At 66.3% G+C, this 16,826-nt stretch carries 18 protein-coding genes and 1 tRNA gene; 5 read left to right on the forward strand and 14 right to left on the reverse strand.

The annotated features are described in order from the left end of the window. Positions 1-11: 11 nt before the first annotated feature. The 6 genes from LQ953_RS08010 to LQ953_RS08035 all read right to left on the reverse strand — a co-directional run bounded on the left by LQ953_RS08010 (position 12) and on the right by LQ953_RS08035 (position 7,620). On the reverse strand, positions 12-1,604 hold the full coding sequence (locus LQ953_RS08010; protein ID WP_231030185.1) for a hypothetical protein: 1,593 nt from the start codon (positions 1,602-1,604) through the stop codon (positions 12-14). Beyond that, positions 1,601-2,647, reverse strand: coding sequence for an AAA family ATPase (locus LQ953_RS08015; protein ID WP_231030186.1), 1,047 nt, complete (start codon positions 2,645-2,647; stop codon positions 1,601-1,603). Before LQ953_RS08015 ends, LQ953_RS08010 begins: the two co-directional genes overlap by 4 nt. 1 nt (position 2,648) lies before the next feature. Next, a complete protein-coding gene (locus LQ953_RS08020; protein ID WP_231030187.1) occupies positions 2,649-4,163 on the reverse strand; it encodes an XrtA system polysaccharide chain length determinant in 1,515 nt (504 codons plus the stop codon). Between the two features lie 2 nt (positions 4,164-4,165). Beyond that, the gene (locus LQ953_RS08025; RefSeq protein WP_231030240.1) at positions 4,166-4,792 is read right to left on the reverse strand and encodes an XrtA/PEP-CTERM system exopolysaccharide export protein; all 627 of its coding nucleotides are present in this window, start codon (positions 4,790-4,792) and stop codon (positions 4,166-4,168) included. Between the two features lie 114 nt (positions 4,793-4,906). Then, entirely contained in the window at positions 4,907-6,124 is a 1,218-nt protein-coding gene (locus LQ953_RS08030) for a pyridoxal-dependent decarboxylase, exosortase A system-associated (RefSeq protein ID WP_231030188.1), read from the reverse strand. Then, positions 6,121-7,620 (reverse strand): AMP-binding protein, encoded by a 1,500-nt coding sequence (locus tag LQ953_RS08035; RefSeq protein ID WP_231030189.1) that lies wholly within the window; start codon positions 7,618-7,620, stop codon positions 6,121-6,123. The genes LQ953_RS08030 and LQ953_RS08035 overlap by 4 nt, the downstream gene beginning before the upstream one ends. Positions 7,621-7,687: 67 nt before the next feature. Between LQ953_RS08035 and LQ953_RS08040 the strand changes: the two genes are divergently transcribed. The 3 genes from LQ953_RS08040 to LQ953_RS08050 are packed head-to-tail and all read left to right on the forward strand — an operon-like array spanning position 7,688 to position 9,416. Further along, complete coding sequence (locus LQ953_RS08040) at positions 7,688-7,966, forward strand: acyl carrier protein (protein WP_443026557.1); 279 nt, start codon at positions 7,688-7,690, stop codon at positions 7,964-7,966. Further along, positions 7,963-8,628: a hypothetical protein gene (locus tag LQ953_RS08045; RefSeq protein WP_231030190.1), complete on the forward strand. Its 666-nt coding sequence runs from the start codon at positions 7,963-7,965 to the stop codon at positions 8,626-8,628. Before LQ953_RS08040 ends, LQ953_RS08045 begins: the two co-directional genes overlap by 4 nt. Next, positions 8,616-9,416, forward strand: coding sequence for a hydrolase 1, exosortase A system-associated (locus LQ953_RS08050; protein ID WP_231030191.1), 801 nt, complete (start codon positions 8,616-8,618; stop codon positions 9,414-9,416). Before LQ953_RS08045 ends, LQ953_RS08050 begins: the two co-directional genes overlap by 13 nt. A 4-nt stretch (positions 9,417-9,420) precedes the next feature. Here the strand turns inward: LQ953_RS08050 and trxB are convergent, their stop codons facing one another. The 6 genes from trxB to LQ953_RS08080 all read right to left on the reverse strand — a co-directional run bounded on the left by trxB (position 9,421) and on the right by LQ953_RS08080 (position 14,176). Then, complete coding sequence (trxB, locus tag LQ953_RS08055; RefSeq protein WP_231030192.1) at positions 9,421-10,392, reverse strand: thioredoxin-disulfide reductase; 972 nt, start codon at positions 10,390-10,392, stop codon at positions 9,421-9,423. A gap of 115 nt (positions 10,393-10,507) precedes the next feature. Further along, positions 10,508-10,828 carry a hypothetical protein gene (locus tag LQ953_RS08060; RefSeq protein ID WP_231030193.1) on the reverse strand — a complete coding sequence of 107 codons (321 nt, stop codon included), beginning with the start codon at positions 10,826-10,828 and terminating at the stop codon, positions 10,508-10,510. Positions 10,829-10,911: 83 nt separating this feature from the next. Continuing rightward, positions 10,912-10,988: transfer RNA gene (locus tag LQ953_RS08065), tRNA-Met, on the reverse strand. Between the two features lie 82 nt (positions 10,989-11,070). Beyond that, positions 11,071-11,589 carry a 2'-5' RNA ligase family protein gene (locus LQ953_RS08070; protein ID WP_231030194.1) on the reverse strand — a complete coding sequence of 173 codons (519 nt, stop codon included), beginning with the start codon at positions 11,587-11,589 and terminating at the stop codon, positions 11,071-11,073. A 2-nt stretch (positions 11,590-11,591) separates the two neighbouring features. Beyond that, positions 11,592-13,442, reverse strand: coding sequence for a potassium transporter Kup (locus LQ953_RS08075; protein ID WP_231030242.1), 1,851 nt, complete (start codon positions 13,440-13,442; stop codon positions 11,592-11,594). Between the two features lie 260 nt (positions 13,443-13,702). Next, entirely contained in the window at positions 13,703-14,176 is a 474-nt protein-coding gene (locus LQ953_RS08080; RefSeq protein WP_231030195.1) for an Lrp/AsnC family transcriptional regulator, read from the reverse strand. 135 nt (positions 14,177-14,311) lie between these two features. Between LQ953_RS08080 and ald the strand changes: the two genes are divergently transcribed. Then, positions 14,312-15,421 carry an alanine dehydrogenase gene (gene ald / locus LQ953_RS08085; RefSeq protein WP_231030196.1) on the forward strand — a complete coding sequence of 370 codons (1,110 nt, stop codon included), beginning with the start codon at positions 14,312-14,314 and terminating at the stop codon, positions 15,419-15,421. Between the two features lie 136 nt (positions 15,422-15,557). Beyond that, positions 15,558-15,770 carry a DUF3072 domain-containing protein gene (locus tag LQ953_RS08090; protein WP_231030197.1) on the forward strand — a complete coding sequence of 71 codons (213 nt, stop codon included), beginning with the start codon at positions 15,558-15,560 and terminating at the stop codon, positions 15,768-15,770. Positions 15,771-15,782: 12 nt separating this feature from the next. On the opposite strand, the gene LQ953_RS08095 is transcribed toward LQ953_RS08090, so the two are convergent. Together LQ953_RS08095 and LQ953_RS08100 are read right to left on the reverse strand one after the other, a co-directional pair. Further along, positions 15,783-16,433: a tetratricopeptide repeat protein gene (locus LQ953_RS08095; RefSeq protein ID WP_231030198.1), complete on the reverse strand. Its 651-nt coding sequence runs from the start codon at positions 16,431-16,433 to the stop codon at positions 15,783-15,785. After that, positions 16,433-16,819 carry a cytochrome c-type biogenesis protein gene (locus tag LQ953_RS08100; protein WP_231030199.1) on the reverse strand — a complete coding sequence of 129 codons (387 nt, stop codon included), beginning with the start codon at positions 16,817-16,819 and terminating at the stop codon, positions 16,433-16,435. The genes LQ953_RS08095 and LQ953_RS08100 overlap by 1 nt, the downstream gene beginning before the upstream one ends. Positions 16,820-16,826: the final 7 nt, after the last annotated feature.

Here is a 16,826-nt window from a genome sequence, read left to right on the forward strand (position 1 = left end):
CTTTTCCCGACTTAGAAACCGTACCGCAGGCCCAGCAACGCCTGCGCCGAAGCGCTGGAGTCGCCGTCCCGTTCGAAACCAAACATGCCGAGCGACGCGGTCGCGCCAAGCCGCCCGAACTGGTGCGTGTAGGCCGCGTTCGCGCCCCAACCGAAAATACCGTCCTCGCCCAGACTGCTATTATAGTAGCTGGCAAGCAGGCTGGTGCTCAGCTGGCCATTGGCGCCGACATCGCTCGACCCGAACAGCTGCGCGTAGAAGCTTTCGTCGAACGATCCGTCGATCAGCGCACTGCCACCCTCCGAAGGCGCCAGGAACGTGCGCCGCGAATAGCCGCCACCCAGCCCCAGTGTCTTGCCGCCGCGATTACGCACCGCCACCGCCGTGATCCCGCGCGCCCGGAAGGCGGAGGTCACTGACGACGCGAACACGTTGTTCAGGCATCCGCCCGCCGCGGCACCGGTGGTGCCATAGATGCAGCCGCTGAATTCGTTGCCGAACGGATCCGTGGTGGTGTTGAAGCTCGTCGGCAGCCGCGACAGCGTGCCGTTCAGCTGCTGGCCAAAGGTCTGTACCGAGTCATACACGCCAACCTGGATGCCGCTGCCCGCGCCCATCTCATAGCTGAACGATCCGGTGAAGCTGTCCGAATCATAGCGCCGACCATAGCGCGCCTCAAGGAAGGTGCGGCGGCTAGGGCGCCAGATCACGCCAGCGTCCCAGAACACCCCGTCCAGGTCATAGGCAATGCGCCGCGGCGAGGCGGGATCGGTCACGAAGCGGCCCGCCCCGTCACGCACCGGCTGCCCGGCGGCGTTGCGCAGCGCGTCGCGCTGACTGACTTCGATCTGCTCGTACCCGACACCGGCGGTCAGCGCGACGGCGCGCGCCACCGGCACCACCACGTCGCCGCGGGCGTACTTGCCTTCAAAGCGCTGGTCGAGCTGCCCGGCATCCTCGCGCGTATAGGAACCGCTGACGCTGACCCCGACCGGCAGCACCGTGCCTGCCTTCACGCCAACGCTGGCGGTGGCGACATGCACCTTGGAATCGTCATACAGGTCGAGCGGCGCCGCCCCCGGCGCCACGCCGGTGCCGTTCGGCTCCTCGACCTTGGTGTAGCCAAAGCGATAGGCGGCATTGGCAAAGGCTGGCCCGATATGCGTCGCGATGCTCGGCCCTACATAGCCTGAGAATACCTGACTGACATTGCGGACATTGCCCTGTTGCGTATTCAGCGCGTCGCCGCGAACATCGGCGCGGGTGCGCGTGGCGATCGCCCCGCCTTCGATGGTGACGCCGGGCGCCACCACCACATTGGCACGCGCCAGCCCACTATGGATGTCGTCATCGGCCAGATCGGCGTCATAGGCGAAGCGGCGCTCATACTGGTAGCTCACCTGCACCTGCACGCGACGCGTCTCTACCGATGCGTCGAACCCAGCGCCCAGCGTCGAATAGGTCAGCACGTCGCCGCCATCACCCAGATCGGCGACCAGCACCTGGCTCGCCTCGATATAGGGCGTTACCTGCGCGCGCTGCGCCCAGGCCGGCTGCGCCGCCACACTCGCCGTCAGCGTCAACAGGATCAGGTGCCGGTTCATTCCGCGGCCTCCCCATAATAGCTGCCAAAGCGCTGCCCACCCGGCTGGAACGAGACCGAGTTCAGCACCAACTGAATATGCTCGCACGCATCCAGCGTGCTCACTGTCTCGCGCAGGTCGCTCTCGGTGGTGGTGTCGGCCCGCACCACCAGCATCGCCTGCCCCACATGCGAGGCGAGCACCGACGCCGGCGACGCCGCCAGCGCCGGCGGCGAATCGAAGATCACGATGCGGCGCGGATTGGCCGAAGCCAGCCCATCCAGGATCGCGCGCGCCCGATCACTCGCCAGCAGCTCGGTGTCGTTGTTGCTCCGCGTGCCCGCAGGCAGCACCGACAGCTGCGGCACGTCGGTCGCGACGATGCAGCTTTCCACATCCGCCACATCCCCGCTCAGCGCATCGAGCAGCCCCGGACCATCCGCCAGCCCCAGCCGCGCCAGCACATCAGGCTTGGCGAAATCGGCATCGACCAGCAGGATCTCCATGTCCTTCTCGGCCGCCATCGAAAGCGCCAGGTTGATCGCGCAAAAAGTCTTGCCCTCGTTCGGCCGCGCCGACCCCACCAGGATCATGCGCGCCCGGTCGCCGGCTTCCTCGGTCCCCTTGGCCGCGACTGCCTTGGCGGTGGTGAGCAGCTGGCGCTTCACCATCCGGAACTCCTCCGCCAGTGGCGTGATCGCCGCCCCGGGCACGATCATGCCATGCTCGCGCAGCAGCGCCCGGTCGATCACCGCCGGCCCGCCCTCAACCCCGTCCGGTGCCACAAACGCGGCATCCAGCTCGAGCGCATCGTCGAACGCTTCCAACTCCGGCTCGACCACAGGCACCGCCGGCGCAAAAGCCTCTTCGCTCAGAAACGGCGAAACATCGGCCGGCTCCGGCACCACCGCAGGTGCAGGGGCGACGACAGGCTCAGGCGCACGCACCGGCTTTACAGCCAGCGGCTCCAACGGCGGCAGCGGCGGCATGCCGGCATAGTCAAACTGCCCGGCAGCGCGCTCCAGCAACGATCCGCGCAAACGACGAGGGGTATGGTCGTTCATGTCAGGCCCCCATGCCGCGCTGGATGAATTCAATGCCCACCAGCCCGACAAACGCCACCAGCAGCGCCGCGAACCCGCCGGCAAACAGCCGCAGCCTGCGCTGGCGCATCGCGACCTGGGCAGTCGTCAGCACTTCGCCGATCGATCCGATCACCGGCATGCCGCTCGCCTGCTCCAGCCGCGACGCGGTCGGAAAGGTCGTCTGCAGCTTGGCCAGCGCGAACGCCGCCGCCACACCCGCGCCCAGTCCGACGAACAGCACGCCTGCCAGCAGCAGCGGCCGGTTCGGCTTGGTCGGCGTGCGCGGCTGGGTCGGAGGGTCGACCACGTTGAACTTGACCGCATCGCTAATGTTCTGCGCCTGCGCAGAAATCTTTACCTGCTCGCGATTTGCCAGCAGCTTCTCATACTGGTCTTTCAGAACCTGGTATTCACGTTCGATCTCGCCCTGCTCAGCGGCGACGCCAGGATCCTGCTGCATCTTCGATTGAAGCTGCGCCAAGTCTCCCTCGATCTGGTTCCGCCGCTCGTTGAGCGCCGCCACGGTCGAGGCCTTGTCGGCCTGCATCGACTTGAGCCCCAGGTAATAAGGGTTCGACGATCCCGCCGCCCCGCCGCGCACCATCGGCTCGCCCCGCGCAGCCGCCTGCGCCGCGGCGAGTTGGCTGTTCAGCGCCACCACATCGGGATGCTGATCGGTCCAGCCCTTCGCACGCGCATCGGCCAGCTGTCCCTGGATCGCCAGCAGCCGCGCCCGCGCCGGGCCGGTAACCGTCTCGCCGGCAGCTCCCGGCAGATTGGCCGGCGTACCCGCCATCTGCCCGTTCACGGCGCTCAGGCTGCTCTGCGCCGCCGCCAGGTCCGCCTGAATCTGCGCCAGCTGCGTCCGCGCAGCGCTCACCCGCTCCTGCAACGATCCGGTCCCCGGCAGCGCACCCAGATAGCGCGCCTGGAAGTCCGCCCGCTTGGCCTCGGCATCCTGCAACTGCTTCTGCCGCTCGCTCAGCTGCGCGTCCAGGAACTGCAGCGACTGGCTGGACTGGTCGCGATTGTCGGCCAGATTGTCCTCGACAAAGATGTCGATCAGCTTCTGCGCGATCTGCTTGGCCAGCTTACCGCTCGGCGCCGTCACCGTGATCTCGAACAGGTTGTCCTGCTGCGCGGTCAGCTTGATCGCCTGCTGCAATCCGGCCACCCGGTCGGCAATGTCGCGCTCGCCCGACACCGTGTTCATCAGGTCGGTGCTGCGCACCACCTTGTCGAGGTTCACCGCCGAGGTCAGCGTCTGGCGTACCCGGTCAATATCCTTTTGCTGCTGGGCGGCACTCACGCCGTCCACCGGCAGGATCTGGCGCATCTGCACAAAGATCCGCGCGCGCGACTCATAGCTGTTGGGCATCTGCGACACGACGAGCCAGCCGAGCAGGCACACGCCCCAGGCGACGCCGAGGGCAATCCATCGGCGCATCCAAACGGCATGCAGCGCCGCGCGCAGCTCGTCGTACAGGCTGCCCATGATCAGAACATGCTCTGCGGGATGATCAGCACGTCGCCGGGCTCCAGCCTCACATTGGCCGACACGTCGCCATTCTTGAGCAGGTCGCCCAGCCGCACGCGATATTCGCGCTGCTTGCCGGTCTGCCGGTCATAGCGCACCAGCCGCGACCGGTTGCCCGACGCGAATTCGTTCAGCCCGCCCACCGCGATCATCGCGTCGAGCGCGGTCATGTTGGCGCGGTACGGGATCGACGCCGGCTTCTCGGTCGCACCCACGACGCGGATCTGCTGGCTATAGGTGCCGGAGAAATTCTCCACGATCACCGACACGATCGGGTCCTTGATGAACTCGCCCAGCGCAATCTTCATGTCGTCGGCCAGCATCGCCGGGGTCTTGCCCACTGCCGGCATGTCGCTGATCAGCGGCGTGGTAATGCGGCCGTCCGGACGCACCTGCACCTTGGCGGACAGCTCGGGGTTGCGCCACACGAAGACGTTCAGCTGGTCGAGCGGCCCGATCACATATTCGTCGCTCGGCATTTCCCGAGTCGCGACAAAGGTCGCCGCCGGCAGTTCGGGCCGGCTGCCCCCCGCACAACTCGGCAGGATGGCCCCCATGACGCCAAGCGCCAGCGAAACCCTGCCCAACCGATACAACGCCATGCTCGAGCTCCCTTCCAGGCGGCTGGGTCACGACCATTGTTTCGGCCGCTTTTCCGCGTGGATCAGCTCCGGCTATGCGCTCTATAGGTAAAAATACTGTTAGGTGTGCGGGATAGCGGCCAGCACTTCCCGAACCGGTGCATGTCCCAGAAAAGCCGCTGGGCTGGCCGACGCGCCATACGCACCAGAGGCGAAGATCGCGATGACGTCACCCACCTCCGCACGCGGCAACGCCACCTTGTCCGCCAACCGATCGAGCGGCGTGCACAGCGGCCCGACGACGCTCACCGTCTCCTCGGGCGCATCCCCCATACGGTGGGCCACCGCCACCGGATAATTACGCCGCACCACCATCCCGAAATTGCCGGTGGCGGCAAGATGCTGGTGCAGCCCGCCATCGACCACCAGGAAGGTTTCGCCCTGACTCTCCTTCCGGTCGATCACGCGCGTCAGATAGATGCCTGCCTCGCCCACAAGACAGCGGCCGAGCTCGATGGCGAACTGAGCGCCCGGAAACGCCGCAACCGCCTGCCCCAGCGCCGCGCCCACCGCCGGCAGGTCGACCGGTGTATCACCAGCGAAATAGGGAATGCCGAAACCCCCGCCCAGATTGACCAGCGGCGGCATGACGCCAGCCTCCTCGCTCAACCGCCGCGCCAGTGCGACCGTCGCCGCCTGCGTCTCGATGATCGCCGCCGTGTCGAGCGATTGCGACCCGGCAAAGATGTGAAACCCCCGCCAGTCCGCCCCTGCGGCAATTAGCCGCTTCACCAGCGCCGGCACGCGCGCGGCATCGATCCCGAACGGCGAAGCCCGCCCGCCCATCCGCATGCCCGATCCGCGTAATTCGAAGTCCGGATTGACTCGCACCGCCAGCTTCGGCGTGATGCCCAACCGTGCGCCAACTGCCAGCGCCCGCTCCGCCTCTCCCTCGGATTCCAGGTTCAGCGTCGCCCCCGCGCCGATCGCCGCCTCCAGCTCGAAGTCGCGCTTGCCCGGCCCGGCAAAGCTGATCGCCTCCGCCGGCTTGTGCCGCAGCGCCAGCGACAACTCCCCCGCCGACGCCACGTCCAACCCATCCACCAGCGGCGCCACTGCTGCTACCAACGGCTCGTAAGGATTAGCCTTAACTGCGTAATGCAAGCCGATTTGTTCCGGAATACTGGCCCGCAGATCACCGATCCGACGCGTAATCGCGCCAAGATCATACAGGTACAATGGCGTGCCTTGTTCGGCCCAAGCCTTCGCACTCCGTCCGGCAACGCTGAGCACGGCCTGCCCCGCATAGGCGGGCGGAATGGGTCCAACGGGTTTCATCGCGCAATCTCCGCCTTCAATGCCGCGCGATCCAGTTTGCCATTGGCGTTGCGCGGCAGCGCCTCGCGCCATGCATACTCTGCCGGTTGCAGGAAGTTCGGCAGATCGCGCCGCAACCGCGCGCGCAGTGCCGCTTCGCTGCTGCCGTCACCTCGCGCGACCACCAGGATGGCCTGTCCCAGCCGCTCGTCCGCAACGCCGAACGCCGCCGCTTCGGCGGTCTCCCCGCCGGCAAGCACGGCTTCTTCCACTTCGGTCGGGCTGATCCGATTCCCCGCCGACTTGATCATCTCATCATCGCGCCCGACGAAGCGCAGCAACCCGTCCTCGCCTTCCACGACGGTGTCACCTGACCAGACTGCCATGCCGCCGCTTTCGGCAAAGTGCGGCGCCGGCCGGAACCGCTGCGCGCTGCGCTCCGGGTCCTGCCAATATCCCTGCGCCACCAGCGGCCCGGCATGCACCAGTTCCCCCGGCTCCCCGACCGCTGCCTTGCCGCCATCGGGCCGCACCACCAGCACCTCAGCAAAGGGGATCGCTCGCCCGATCGAGTCTGGGTTGGCGTCGACCAGCGCAGGATCGAGATAGGTCGAGCGAAAGGCTTCGGTCAGTCCGTACATCGGGTACAAGCGCGCTTGCGGAAAGTGCTCCCGCAGGCCGCGTACCAGCCGCGGCGTCAGCGCACCTCCAGAATTGGTTAGCCGGCGCAGCTTGGACGCAGTCTCAATGGGCCACTCCGCCTCCAACAGTTGCACCCACAAGGGCGGCACCCCGGCCAGCGTGGTAATGCCATGCCGCTCCACTGCCTTCACCACGTCGCGCGCAGTCAGGTAATCCAGCGGCACCACGCGCCCACCTGCCGCCCAGGTCGAGAAGAGTTGGTTCTGCCCATAATCGAAGCTGAGCGGCAAAACCCCCAGCACCCGATCCTCAGATTCTATCTCAAGATAATGGGCCACGCTGGTGGCGCCGAGCCACAAATTGGCGTGGCTAAGCATCACGCCCTTGGGCCGTCCGGTAGAACCCGAGGTGTAGAGGATCGCCGCCAGCGCAGCCGGATCGGCGTCGGACAGCGGCAGCATGTCGCTGCCCGTCAGTTCGTCCTCCGCAAGGATCTGGCACTCGCCCGGAACGTCGCCCGCTTCCAGCGCCTGCATCCGCGCCGCCTGCGTCACCAGCACCCGCGCGCCGCTGTCGGCCAGGATGTGGGCCACCTGCGCGCGCTTCAGCACCGGATTGATCGGTACATGTACCAGCCCCGCCCGCGCCGCGGCCAGGGGCATCAGGCATGCCGCGCGGGTCTTGGGCAGCCACGTCGCCACGCGCTCGCCGGCTCGTAGGCCAAGCCGCGACAGCGCATGCGCCATTTGACCGACCAGGCTCTCCAGACCGGTATAGTCCAGCGGGCCGGCACGATCCTCCAGTGCCACGGCATCGGGCGCGCCACGTGCGGGCAAGTGGTCGATCGGGCGGGGAACGGGATCCAGTGCGATCATGCCGCCACCCTTACCCTTGGCAGCGCACCCGCCAACCCTTAGGGCAGCGAAAAATACACGCAGGGGAATGGCATTGCAGCGTGAAGGGTTCGCCGAAGTCGAAAAGGCGGTGCGCGGGGTTCTGCGCGATGTGCTGGGGCTGAGCGAGGAACGCGTCGCGGCGTTCAACGAGAGCACGCCTCTGTTCGGCGCGCTGCCCGAACTCGATTCGCTCGCGGTCGCCGGCGTGCTGACTGAGCTTGAGGACCGCCTCGCCATCCTGATCGATGATGACGAAGTCGATGGCGACATGCTCGAAAGCTTCGGCGCCCTGACGCGCTTCGCCGCGGACAAGGCGCTGCGTTGATCGATTGGTACGACTGGTCCGGCGGCCGGGAAGCGATGCTTCGCTTCGGCCCCGCCACCGGACCGGTCGTCGTCATCGCGCTTCCCCTCTTCGAGGAAGCGAACCGCACCCGCACCTTCGCGGTCGCCCTCATGCGGCTGCTGGCCGAGCGCAACATCGCCTCTGCCCTGCCCGACCTCCCCGGCACCGGCGAAAGTCTTGTGCAGATCGAGGAAACCAGCGTGTCAGCAATGCGCGAGGCCATGGCCGCGGCTGTCGACCATCTCGGCACTCGCCGCGCCTATGCCTGCGGCTTCCGCAGCGGCGCGCTGCTCGACGTGACGGCGTTCGTCCAGGCCCGCTGGCACCTCGCCCCGGTGGAAGGCAAAGCCCTGGTGACCGAACTCCTCCGCATCGCCGGCAAATCCGCCCCAGCCGAGGCACCGATGCTGGCAGGCGGCAACCTCCTGACCGCCATCATGCTCGCCGACCTCAAGGCGGCCACTACCGACGCCGAGCCCGGCCCGCTGCGCGTCGTTCGCCTCGAAAGCGATCCCCGCCCCGCCGATCGTAAGCCACCCGGCCTGCCCCTCTGGCGCCGCGCCGAGCCAGACCACGACCCGGCCCTCGCCGCTCTGCTCGCCGAGGACATCGCCACCTGGATACGCGCATGCGAAGGCTGATCACCTTCCGCTGCAACGGTGCCACCCTGGTCGGCACGTTGGATGAAGCCCCGGGCCGCACTGGCCTGCTGATCGTCTCGGGCGGCAACGAACTGCGCATGGGCGCCTATCGCGGCATGTCCCGCCTCGCCCAGCGTGTCGCGGACGCAGGCTACCCCGTCTTCCGCTTCGACCGCCGCGGGATCGGCGACTCCGAGGGCGAGAACCGTGGCTTCGAAAGCAGCTGCCCCGAAATCGCCCACGCCGCCGCCGCCTTCCGTAAGGCAGCCAAGCTCGACCACCTCATCGCCTTCGGAAATTGCGACGCCGCGACGTCGCTGATCCTCTTCCACAACCGCGCCGCCATCGACAGGCTGGTCCTCGCCAACCCCTGGCTGGTCGACCGGCAGCACGAAGATCTCCCCCCACCCGCCGCCATCCGCGCCCACTATGCCGCGCGCCTGCGCGACCCACGCGAATGGCTCCGCCTCGCCCGCGGCGGCGTCAACCTGACAAAGCTAATCAGGGGCTTGCGCGCTACGGCGGAGAAGCGGTCTCAAGATCCAAACAGCCTGTCCGCCCGCACAGCCCGCGCGCTTGCAGCGTCAACGGTGCCGACCTCGCTCCTACTCGCCACCGGCGACCACACGGCGGTCGCCTTCCAGCACGCCTACCGCGCCAGCCGCTTCGACCCGGTCCGCAGCCGCATCCGTGTCGAGCAGCGCGACACCGCCAGCCACAGCTTCGCCGGCGAAGGCGACAAGGACTGGCTGTTCGACCAGCTCCTCGCCGCGCTGCGTACGGTTTAGCGGCTCACTCCGCCGCTTCGGCGATCTGCTCGAAATCGGCCTCCGCCAGGAAGCGCTCGGCGTCCAGCGCCGCCATGCAGCCAGTGCCAGCGGCGGTGATCGCCTGGCGGTAATGCTTGTCCATCACGTCGCCGCACGCGAACACGCCCGGCACGCTGGTGCGCGTGGTACCCTTTTCGACGGTGATATAGCCATCATCGTCCAGCGCAATGTGCCCGCGGAACAACTCGGTCGCGGGATGGTGCCCGATCGCCACGAAGCCACCATCGACCTCGATCGTCGAAACCTCGCCGGTCACCGTGTCCTTCAGCTCGATCCCGACCAGCCCCTCGGGGCTACCGCCGCCGATGAACCGCTCCACCTTCTTGTTCCACAAGGTGCTGATGCGGTCATTGGCATGCAGCCGCTGTTGCAGGATCTTCTCGGCGCGCAGCGAATCGCGGCGGTGGATCAGCGTAACGTCATGGCTGTGGTTGGTAAGGTACAGCGCCTCCTCGACGGCGGTATTGCCGCCGCCGATCACCGCCACCTTCTTGCCGCGGAAGAAGAAGCCATCGCACGTCGCACAGGCGCTGACGCCCTTGCCCTTCAGCAGTTCCTCACTGTCCAGCCCCAGCCAGCGTGCCTGGGCGCCCGTGGCGATCACCAGCACGTCGCCCAGATACACGGTGCCGCTGTCGCCCACCATGCGGAACGGGCGGCTGCTCACATCGACCTCGACGATCGTGTCCCACAGCATCTGCGCGCCGACATGCTCGGCCTGGGCCTGCATCTCCTGCATCAGCCACGGCCCCTGGATCACTTCGCGGAAGCCGGGATAATTCTCCACGTCCGTGGTGGTCATCAGCTGCCCGCCGGGCTGAATGCCCTGCACCACGATCGGCGCCAGCCCCGCGCGCGCGCCGTAAATGGCGGCGGAAAGCCCGGCAGGGCCCGAGCCCAGGATCAGCATGCGCGTGGAATGGGTAGCGGTCATTATCTCTTCCGGAAAAGCGTTGGCCCGCATCTACAGGCGCTCAGGTCTCTGACGCAACATGGGGGCTCGCCGCGCCCGCACAATGCTGTGGGCAAGCCACAATGCGACGCGCGCTCTAGCCCTTGGGCGCAAACCCATGCGCCCGCCGGATGCGCAGCCCGATGAACAGCATCGTCGGCCAGAACACCGTGTTGATCACATCGCTCAGCGTGTCGGGCATCACCCGGCCATGGACGAAATAGTCCATCACCTCATTGGCGAACTCTGCCAGGTACACGAACGAAAGCGGCACCAGCGTCGCCAACGATCGCCTGCTGACGATCCGCGCCAGGAACAGCACGGCCATGCCCGCATGGATGTGCAGCACCGTGTCCGGCGCCCCGGTGCCATCGCCGATCCACTGAATGAAATCGCCATAAAGCTGTACTGGATTCATGCCGCGTCCGTAGCGGTACAAAGGCGGCTTGTCCTCCCCGGCGATATGCCAGAGGGCGTTTCCGCCGCTGATCTCAACAACGGTGGTAGCGGAGGAGGGACTTGAACCCCCGACCCCAGGATTATGATTCCCGTGCTCTAACCAACTGAGCTACTCCGCCCCGTACGGCGCGCTGTGAAAGGCGCCGATCCAAGGTCCGCCGTGCAGCGGAGGGCGCCACATAGGCAGCGGAGTCTTCGCGGTCAAGCGAACATGTGCCGCGAATGCGCTTCCCATGGCCCGCCACGATACCACCAGCTCGCCAGCCCGACGATGCGCAGCGGCCGCCGTTCGAAACCAGTGCGAAGTTCTTCCAACAACGCCTTGGCTTCCGGGCGGGCCACCTTGTTCTGCACGGTCACATGCGCCCGCCATCCGGCACGGTCCTGCGGCACCAGCATCGGCGCGAACGCCTCGGCCAGATCCTCCCGGATCGCCGACAGCGCTTCCGACTCGATGCGAAACGCCACACCCCCACCCAAGTCGAGCACCCCCGCAACCTGCGCTTGGGGCGCCCGCACACCGCGCGTCGCCATGCGCAGCCGCTGCTTCAGCTCCGCGCCAAGCTCGGGCGCCAGGTGGTGAAATAAGGTGCAGTGCGCCGGCACCACATTGCGCTCGGGCGGGAAGTATCGCCGCCGCAGTCCGTCCAGCCAGGCAAAGTCCTCCGCCCCGAACAGCGCCGTCACGATGATCGGAGCCGCGCCCGGGGCGGTCTCCACGCTCAGATCTCGACCTGGCTGCCCAGCTCGACCACGCGGTTGGTCGGCAGGCGGAAGAACTCCATCGCACTTTCTGCGTTCCGCAGCATCCACGCGAACAGCTTCTCGCGCCAGATCATCATCCCCGGCCGCGACGAGGGCAGCAGCGTCTGGCGTGCGAGGAAGAAGCTGGTGTCCATCATCTTGAACTCCGCGCCGCATGCGCTGACCTGCTTCAACGCGGCCGGAACATCGGCATCCTGCATGAAGCCGTACTTCATGATCATCCGGTGGAAGCCCTTGCCCAGATCCTCGATCTTCATCCGACGATCATCGTCGACATAGGGCTCGTCCGCGATCTTGACGGTCAGCAGGATCACGCGCTCGTGCAGCACCTTGTTGTGCTTGAGGTTGTGCAGCAGCGCGTGCGGCACGCCGTCAGGCGTCGAGGTCATGAAAACCGCCGTGCCGGGTACCCGCGTCGCCGAATTCGCAGCCGATTCGATGAAGATCCGGATCGGCATCGCGCTCTCGCGCAGCCGCGCGATCATCAACTGGCGGCCCTTGGCCCAGGTGGTGAGCAGCGTGAAGGCGATCAGCCCGACCAGCAGCGGGAACCAGCCGCCATCGGGGATCTTCGTCACGTTCGACGCGAAATAGGCGCCGTCGAACAGCAGGAACAGCGCGACCAGCCCGATCGCAACGGGCAAGGGCCAGTTCCACACCCGCCGCACCAGCACCGCCAGCATGCACGTGGTGATGAACATCGTGCCCGTTACCGCGATGCCATAGGCCGCCGCCAGGTTAGACGACTCGCGGAACATCAGGATCAGCAACAGCACCATGATCATCAGCGCCCAGTTCACTGCCGGCAGATAGATCTGCCCCAGCGCCGAAGCCGAAGTATGGTTGATGCGCAGCCGCGGCATCAGCCCCAGCTGCACCGCCTGCTGGCACACCGAAAACGCGCCGGTGATCACCGCCTGGCTGGCAATGATCGTCGCCAACGTCGCCAGGATCACCAGCGGCAGCCGCCAGCCTTCGTTAGCCAGCATGAAGAATGGGTTCTCCGCCGCGGAAGGATCACGCAGCAGCAGCGCCCCCTGCCCCAGATAATTGAGCATCAGCGCGGGGAAGATCAGCCACACCCATGCGACCTGGATCGGCTTGCGGCCGAAATGGCCCATATCGGCGTACAGCGCCTCGGCGCCGGTCAGCGCCAGCACCACCGAACCAAGCGCAAGGAACGCCAGCTTGGGATCAAGCTCGAAGAAGCGGATCGCCCAGAGCGGATTGAACGCCTGGAGCACGTCTGGCCGCTCGACGATGCTGAGCGTTCCCAGCACTGCCAGCGTCAGGAAATAGATCAGCATGATCGGGCCGAAGAACCGGCCCAACAGGTCGGTGCCATGCGCCTGAAGCATGAACAGCCCGATGAGGATGCCGATCGCAATCGGCAGCACGAAGGGCGCAAAGCCCTCCTGCACCACTACCAGACCCTCGACAGCCGACAGCACCGACACCGCCGGCGTGATCATGCAATCGCCAAAGAACAAGGCTGTGGCGAGCACACCCAGCATCACCAGCCCATGGCTCCAGCGCCCCGGGCCTGCGCCGGTCTTGCGCTGGATCAGCGCGAGCAGCGCCAGGCTGCCGCCCTCGCCCTTGTTGTCGGCCCGCATCGTCAGGAAGATGTACTTGCCCGTGACGATGATCAGCAGCGACCAGAAGATCAGGCTGACCACGCCATAGACATGGACCAGATCGACTGCGAGTGGATGATGGCCGACGAACGTCTCCTTCATCGCGTACAGCGGCGACGTTCCGATATCGCCATACACCACGCCCACGGCGCCCAGCGCGAGCGCCGGCATGCTGCCTTTGGGGTGATGCCCGTGCTCGCCCTCGTCGTGGTAAGTCGACGCGTCGTTCACCGACCCGGTGTCGCCGTTTGTCACTGCGGTTGCCGAGCGGAGATGAAGATGAAGTGCCTAGTCATACGACCCTTGTTCTCGACTGGCTTCGGATCGCGGGCCGGTAGCACTTGCAACATGCCCTCGCAACGGGACCAGCCTGGGGCCATCATGGCCCATGGCTTCGCCAAGACGCGCGGCACTGGCAAGCGGTTCCGCGCTCAACGCGAGGCGGCGAACAGCGCATCCGCTTCCCCGCGCGTGGGGACCGATCGGAGCACAAAACTCGAATTGATGGTGACCACCCCTGGCAACCGCCCCAGATGCTCGCGATGCAGCCGCTCATAATCGTCCAGGTCGCGCGCCAGAATCTTCAGCCGATAGTCCTGCCGCCCCGACACGAGCGCGCATTCGACTACCCCGTCGATCTCGGCCACCGCCCGCTCGAACTTGGCCAGATCCTCCTCGACCTGCGTCCCCAGGGTGATGTCGACCAGTGCGGTGATGCGGAAGCCAAGGCGGCGATGCCCCAGGCGCGCGCCATAGCCGCTCACGTGGCCCGACGACTCGAGCGCCTGGATGCGCCGCGTGCAGGCCGATTGCGACAGCCCCACCCGCGCTGCAATCTGGCTTACCGGCGCCCGCGCGTCGGAAGCCAGCAACTTCAGTATCGCGCCGTCAATCCTGTCGATCATGCATGATTCCAACGCCCGAGGATCTTCCGGGCGTAAAATCATGTATGATCCGGCCACGCCGCTGCCAAGAACGCAGAGATTCGCCGCGGCGCTTTGGCGTAAATTGTCGGCAATAGAATTGCAGGAGAGTTTGCCATGCGCATCGGTGTCCCCAAAGAAATTAAGAACCACGAATATCGCGTCGGCCTGACCCCGGCCTCGGTCGCTGAGCTGGTCGCCGCTGGCCATGACGTGCTGGTCGAGACCAAGGCCGGCACCGGCATCGACTTCGCCGACGAAGCCTATACCAAGGTCGGTGCGACGATCGCTCCAGACGCCGCCGCGGTGTTCGCGGGTTCGGACATGATCGTGAAGGTGAAAGAGCCGCAGCCGCAGGAAATCGCCCTGCTCGAATCGCGCCACACGCTCTTCACCTATCTGCACCTCGCCGCCGACAAGCCGCAGACCGAGGGCCTGATGCGCTCGGGCGCGACTTGCATCGCCTATGAGACGGTGACGTCGAGCTCGGGCGCCCTGCCGCTGCTTAAGCCGATGTCCGAAGTCGCGGGCCGCATGTCGATCCAGGTCGGCGCGCATTATCTCGAAAAGGAACAGGGCGGCCGTGGCGAACTGCTCGGCGGCGTGCCGGGCGTCGCGCCGTGCAAGGTCGCGATCCTTGGCGGCGGCGTCGCCGGCATCAACGCCGCGCAGATGGCGGTCGGACAGCGCGCAGACGTCACCATCTACGACATCAACAATGAGCGTCTGGCCGAACTCGACATGCATTTCGGCAGCCAGATCAAGACCGCCTATGCGTCCAAGGCCGCAATCGCCGAGGCGGTCTCGCGCTCGCAGCTGGTGATCGGCGCGGTGCTGGTGCCCGGCGCTGCGGCGCCCAAGCTCGTCACCCGCGATATGCTCAAGACGATGATGCGCGGCTCGGTGATGGTCGATATCGCCATCGACCAGGGCGGCTGCTTCGAGACCAGCCACGCGACCACCCACGACAACCCGGTCTATGAAGTCGACAACGTCATCCACTACTGCGTAGCCAACATGCCCGGCGCGGTCGCCCGCACCTCGGCCTTCGCGCTCAACAACGCGACGCTGCCCTTCGTGCTGAAAATCGCCAATCTGGGTGCCGAAGCCGCGATGCAGGCCGACAAGCACCTGGCGAATGGCCTGAACGTCTCAGCCGGCAAGATCCGCCACCAGGCGGTCGCCGAGGCCCTCGATCTCCCATTCGAGGCTTGGACCGCAATCTAACATCAAGTCATTGACTTGCCTGGACAACAAGGCCGGAGCCCACGCTCCGGCCTTCTCGTTTCCGCGTCGACAAGATAGTGGAACGAACAAGGAACACCACACGTTCTTCCGGCAACACAGCCCAAAGGAACTCGTGATGTCCACTAACCCCAAGACCGAACCCACCTCCAACGCCGTCAAGGACCCCGACGATTGGGTCACCGGCGACGAGCCCATGACCGGCGCCCAAGCCAGCTATCTCAAAACGCTGAGCGAGGAAGCGCACGAAGACATGGAGGGCGACCTCACCAAGGCCGACGCTTCCAAGAAGATCGACGAACTCCAGGAAAAGACCGGCCGAGGTCAGTGATGCTCGACAGGGTCAGCGCTGCGGCGCTGGCCCACCCTGCTGCTGCTGCGCTTCCAGGAAGCGGTCGAGCAGGAACAACCTCGTCAGCAATTCGCCACGATAACTGGCATCCGCCGGCGTCAACTCCACCGCCTTTGCCCAATAGGGCCGCGCTTCGGCGAGCTTGCCCTCGCGGATATGCGCCAGTCCGTAGAAGAAGGCTGGACCAGGATGCTTAGGCGCAAGCGCCAGCGCCCGCTGGAACGCAAAGCGCGATGCCGGCGAAATCTGGTTGCCGTCATTTTCGGCCAGCACCACGCCCGCCCAGGTCCAAAGCCCTGCATCGTCGGGCGCCTTGCGCACCGCGCCGGTCATTACCAGCGCTGCCGATTGTGGCGAGCCAGAGCGCATCATCGCGTCGGACGCCATGAAGTACGCCGCGTCGAAATTGAAGCGTCCAAAGAATGACTCGCGCAGTGCCACAAGCTCGGGATCCACGGTGCCTTCCTGCTTGGCGGCCTCGACGGTATATCCCGCAAGCCCGGGCGAGCCCTGCCACGCATAGCCCGCCCCGCCCAGCATCACCGCAGTTGCGGACACGGCCCATAGCCGGCGTGGAAAGCGAAGCAGCCACAGCAGCAACCCGGCCGTCACCGTCAATCCCAGGAACAACAGCCAACCCATCAGTGCCTCGGCTTCGCAAAGGCGCGGCGCGCCAACAGCAGGCCAAGCCCCAACAGCAGGAGCGGCGTAAGCCATAGCGGCGCCGTCGACCAGCCGAGCGGCGGGTCATAGCTGACATAATCTCCGTATCGCTGCACCAGCCAGTTTCGGATCTCGCTCGGCGCTTCGCCTGCCTGAATGCGCTGACGGACCAGCGCACGCATGTCGCCCGCCATCTCGGCATCGCTGTCCGCAATCGACTGGCCCTGGCACACGACGCAGCGCAGCGTTTCCATCAGCGCCTTCGCGCTCGCCTCCTGCGCCGGATCGGGCAACTGGGTATAAGCCAGTGCCGCCGGCGGCAGCCTAGAGTCCGCGCTTGCCGGCGAGGCCAGAAGCAGCAGCATGGGAGCA

It is taken from the genome of Sphingomonas sp. IC-56, assembly GCF_021043375.1.
Lineage (GTDB): Bacteria > Pseudomonadota > Alphaproteobacteria > Sphingomonadales > Sphingomonadaceae > Sphingomonas.

Coding starts and splice junctions, on each gene's coding strand:
- LQ953_RS08010 (WP_231030185.1), bottom strand. CDS start 1,604: ATGAACCGGCACCTGATCCTGTTGACGCTGACGGCGAGTGTGGCGGCG.
- LQ953_RS08015 (WP_231030186.1), bottom strand. CDS start 2,647: ATGAACGACCATACCCCTCGTCGTTTGCGCGGATCGTTGCTGGAGCGC.
- LQ953_RS08020 (WP_231030187.1), bottom strand. CDS start 4,163: ATGGGCAGCCTGTACGACGAGCTGCGCGCGGCGCTGCATGCCGTTTGG.
- LQ953_RS08030 (WP_231030188.1), bottom strand. CDS start 6,124: ATGAAACCCGTTGGACCCATTCCGCCCGCCTATGCGGGGCAGGCCGTG.
- LQ953_RS08035 (WP_231030189.1), bottom strand. CDS start 7,620: ATGATCGCACTGGATCCCGTTCCCCGCCCGATCGACCACTTGCCCGCA.
- LQ953_RS08040 (WP_443026557.1), top strand. CDS start 7,688: ATGGCATTGCAGCGTGAAGGGTTCGCCGAAGTCGAAAAGGCGGTGCGC.
- LQ953_RS08050 (WP_231030191.1), top strand. CDS start 8,616: ATGCGAAGGCTGATCACCTTCCGCTGCAACGGTGCCACCCTGGTCGGC.
- trxB (WP_231030192.1), bottom strand. CDS start 10,392: ATGACCGCTACCCATTCCACGCGCATGCTGATCCTGGGCTCGGGCCCT.
- LQ953_RS08060 (WP_231030193.1), bottom strand. CDS start 10,828: ATGAATCCAGTACAGCTTTATGGCGATTTCATTCAGTGGATCGGCGAT.
- LQ953_RS08075 (WP_231030242.1), bottom strand. CDS start 13,442: ATGCCGGCGCTCGCGCTGGGCGCCGTGGGCGTGGTGTATGGCGATATC.
- LQ953_RS08080 (WP_231030195.1), bottom strand. CDS start 14,176: ATGATCGACAGGATTGACGGCGCGATACTGAAGTTGCTGGCTTCCGAC.
- ald (WP_231030196.1), top strand. CDS start 14,312: ATGCGCATCGGTGTCCCCAAAGAAATTAAGAACCACGAATATCGCGTC.
- LQ953_RS08090 (WP_231030197.1), top strand. CDS start 15,558: ATGTCCACTAACCCCAAGACCGAACCCACCTCCAACGCCGTCAAGGAC.
- LQ953_RS08095 (WP_231030198.1), bottom strand. CDS start 16,433: ATGGGTTGGCTGTTGTTCCTGGGATTGACGGTGACGGCCGGGTTGCTG.
- LQ953_RS08100 (WP_231030199.1), bottom strand. CDS start 16,819: ATGCTGCTGCTTCTGGCCTCGCCGGCAAGCGCGGACTCTAGGCTGCCG.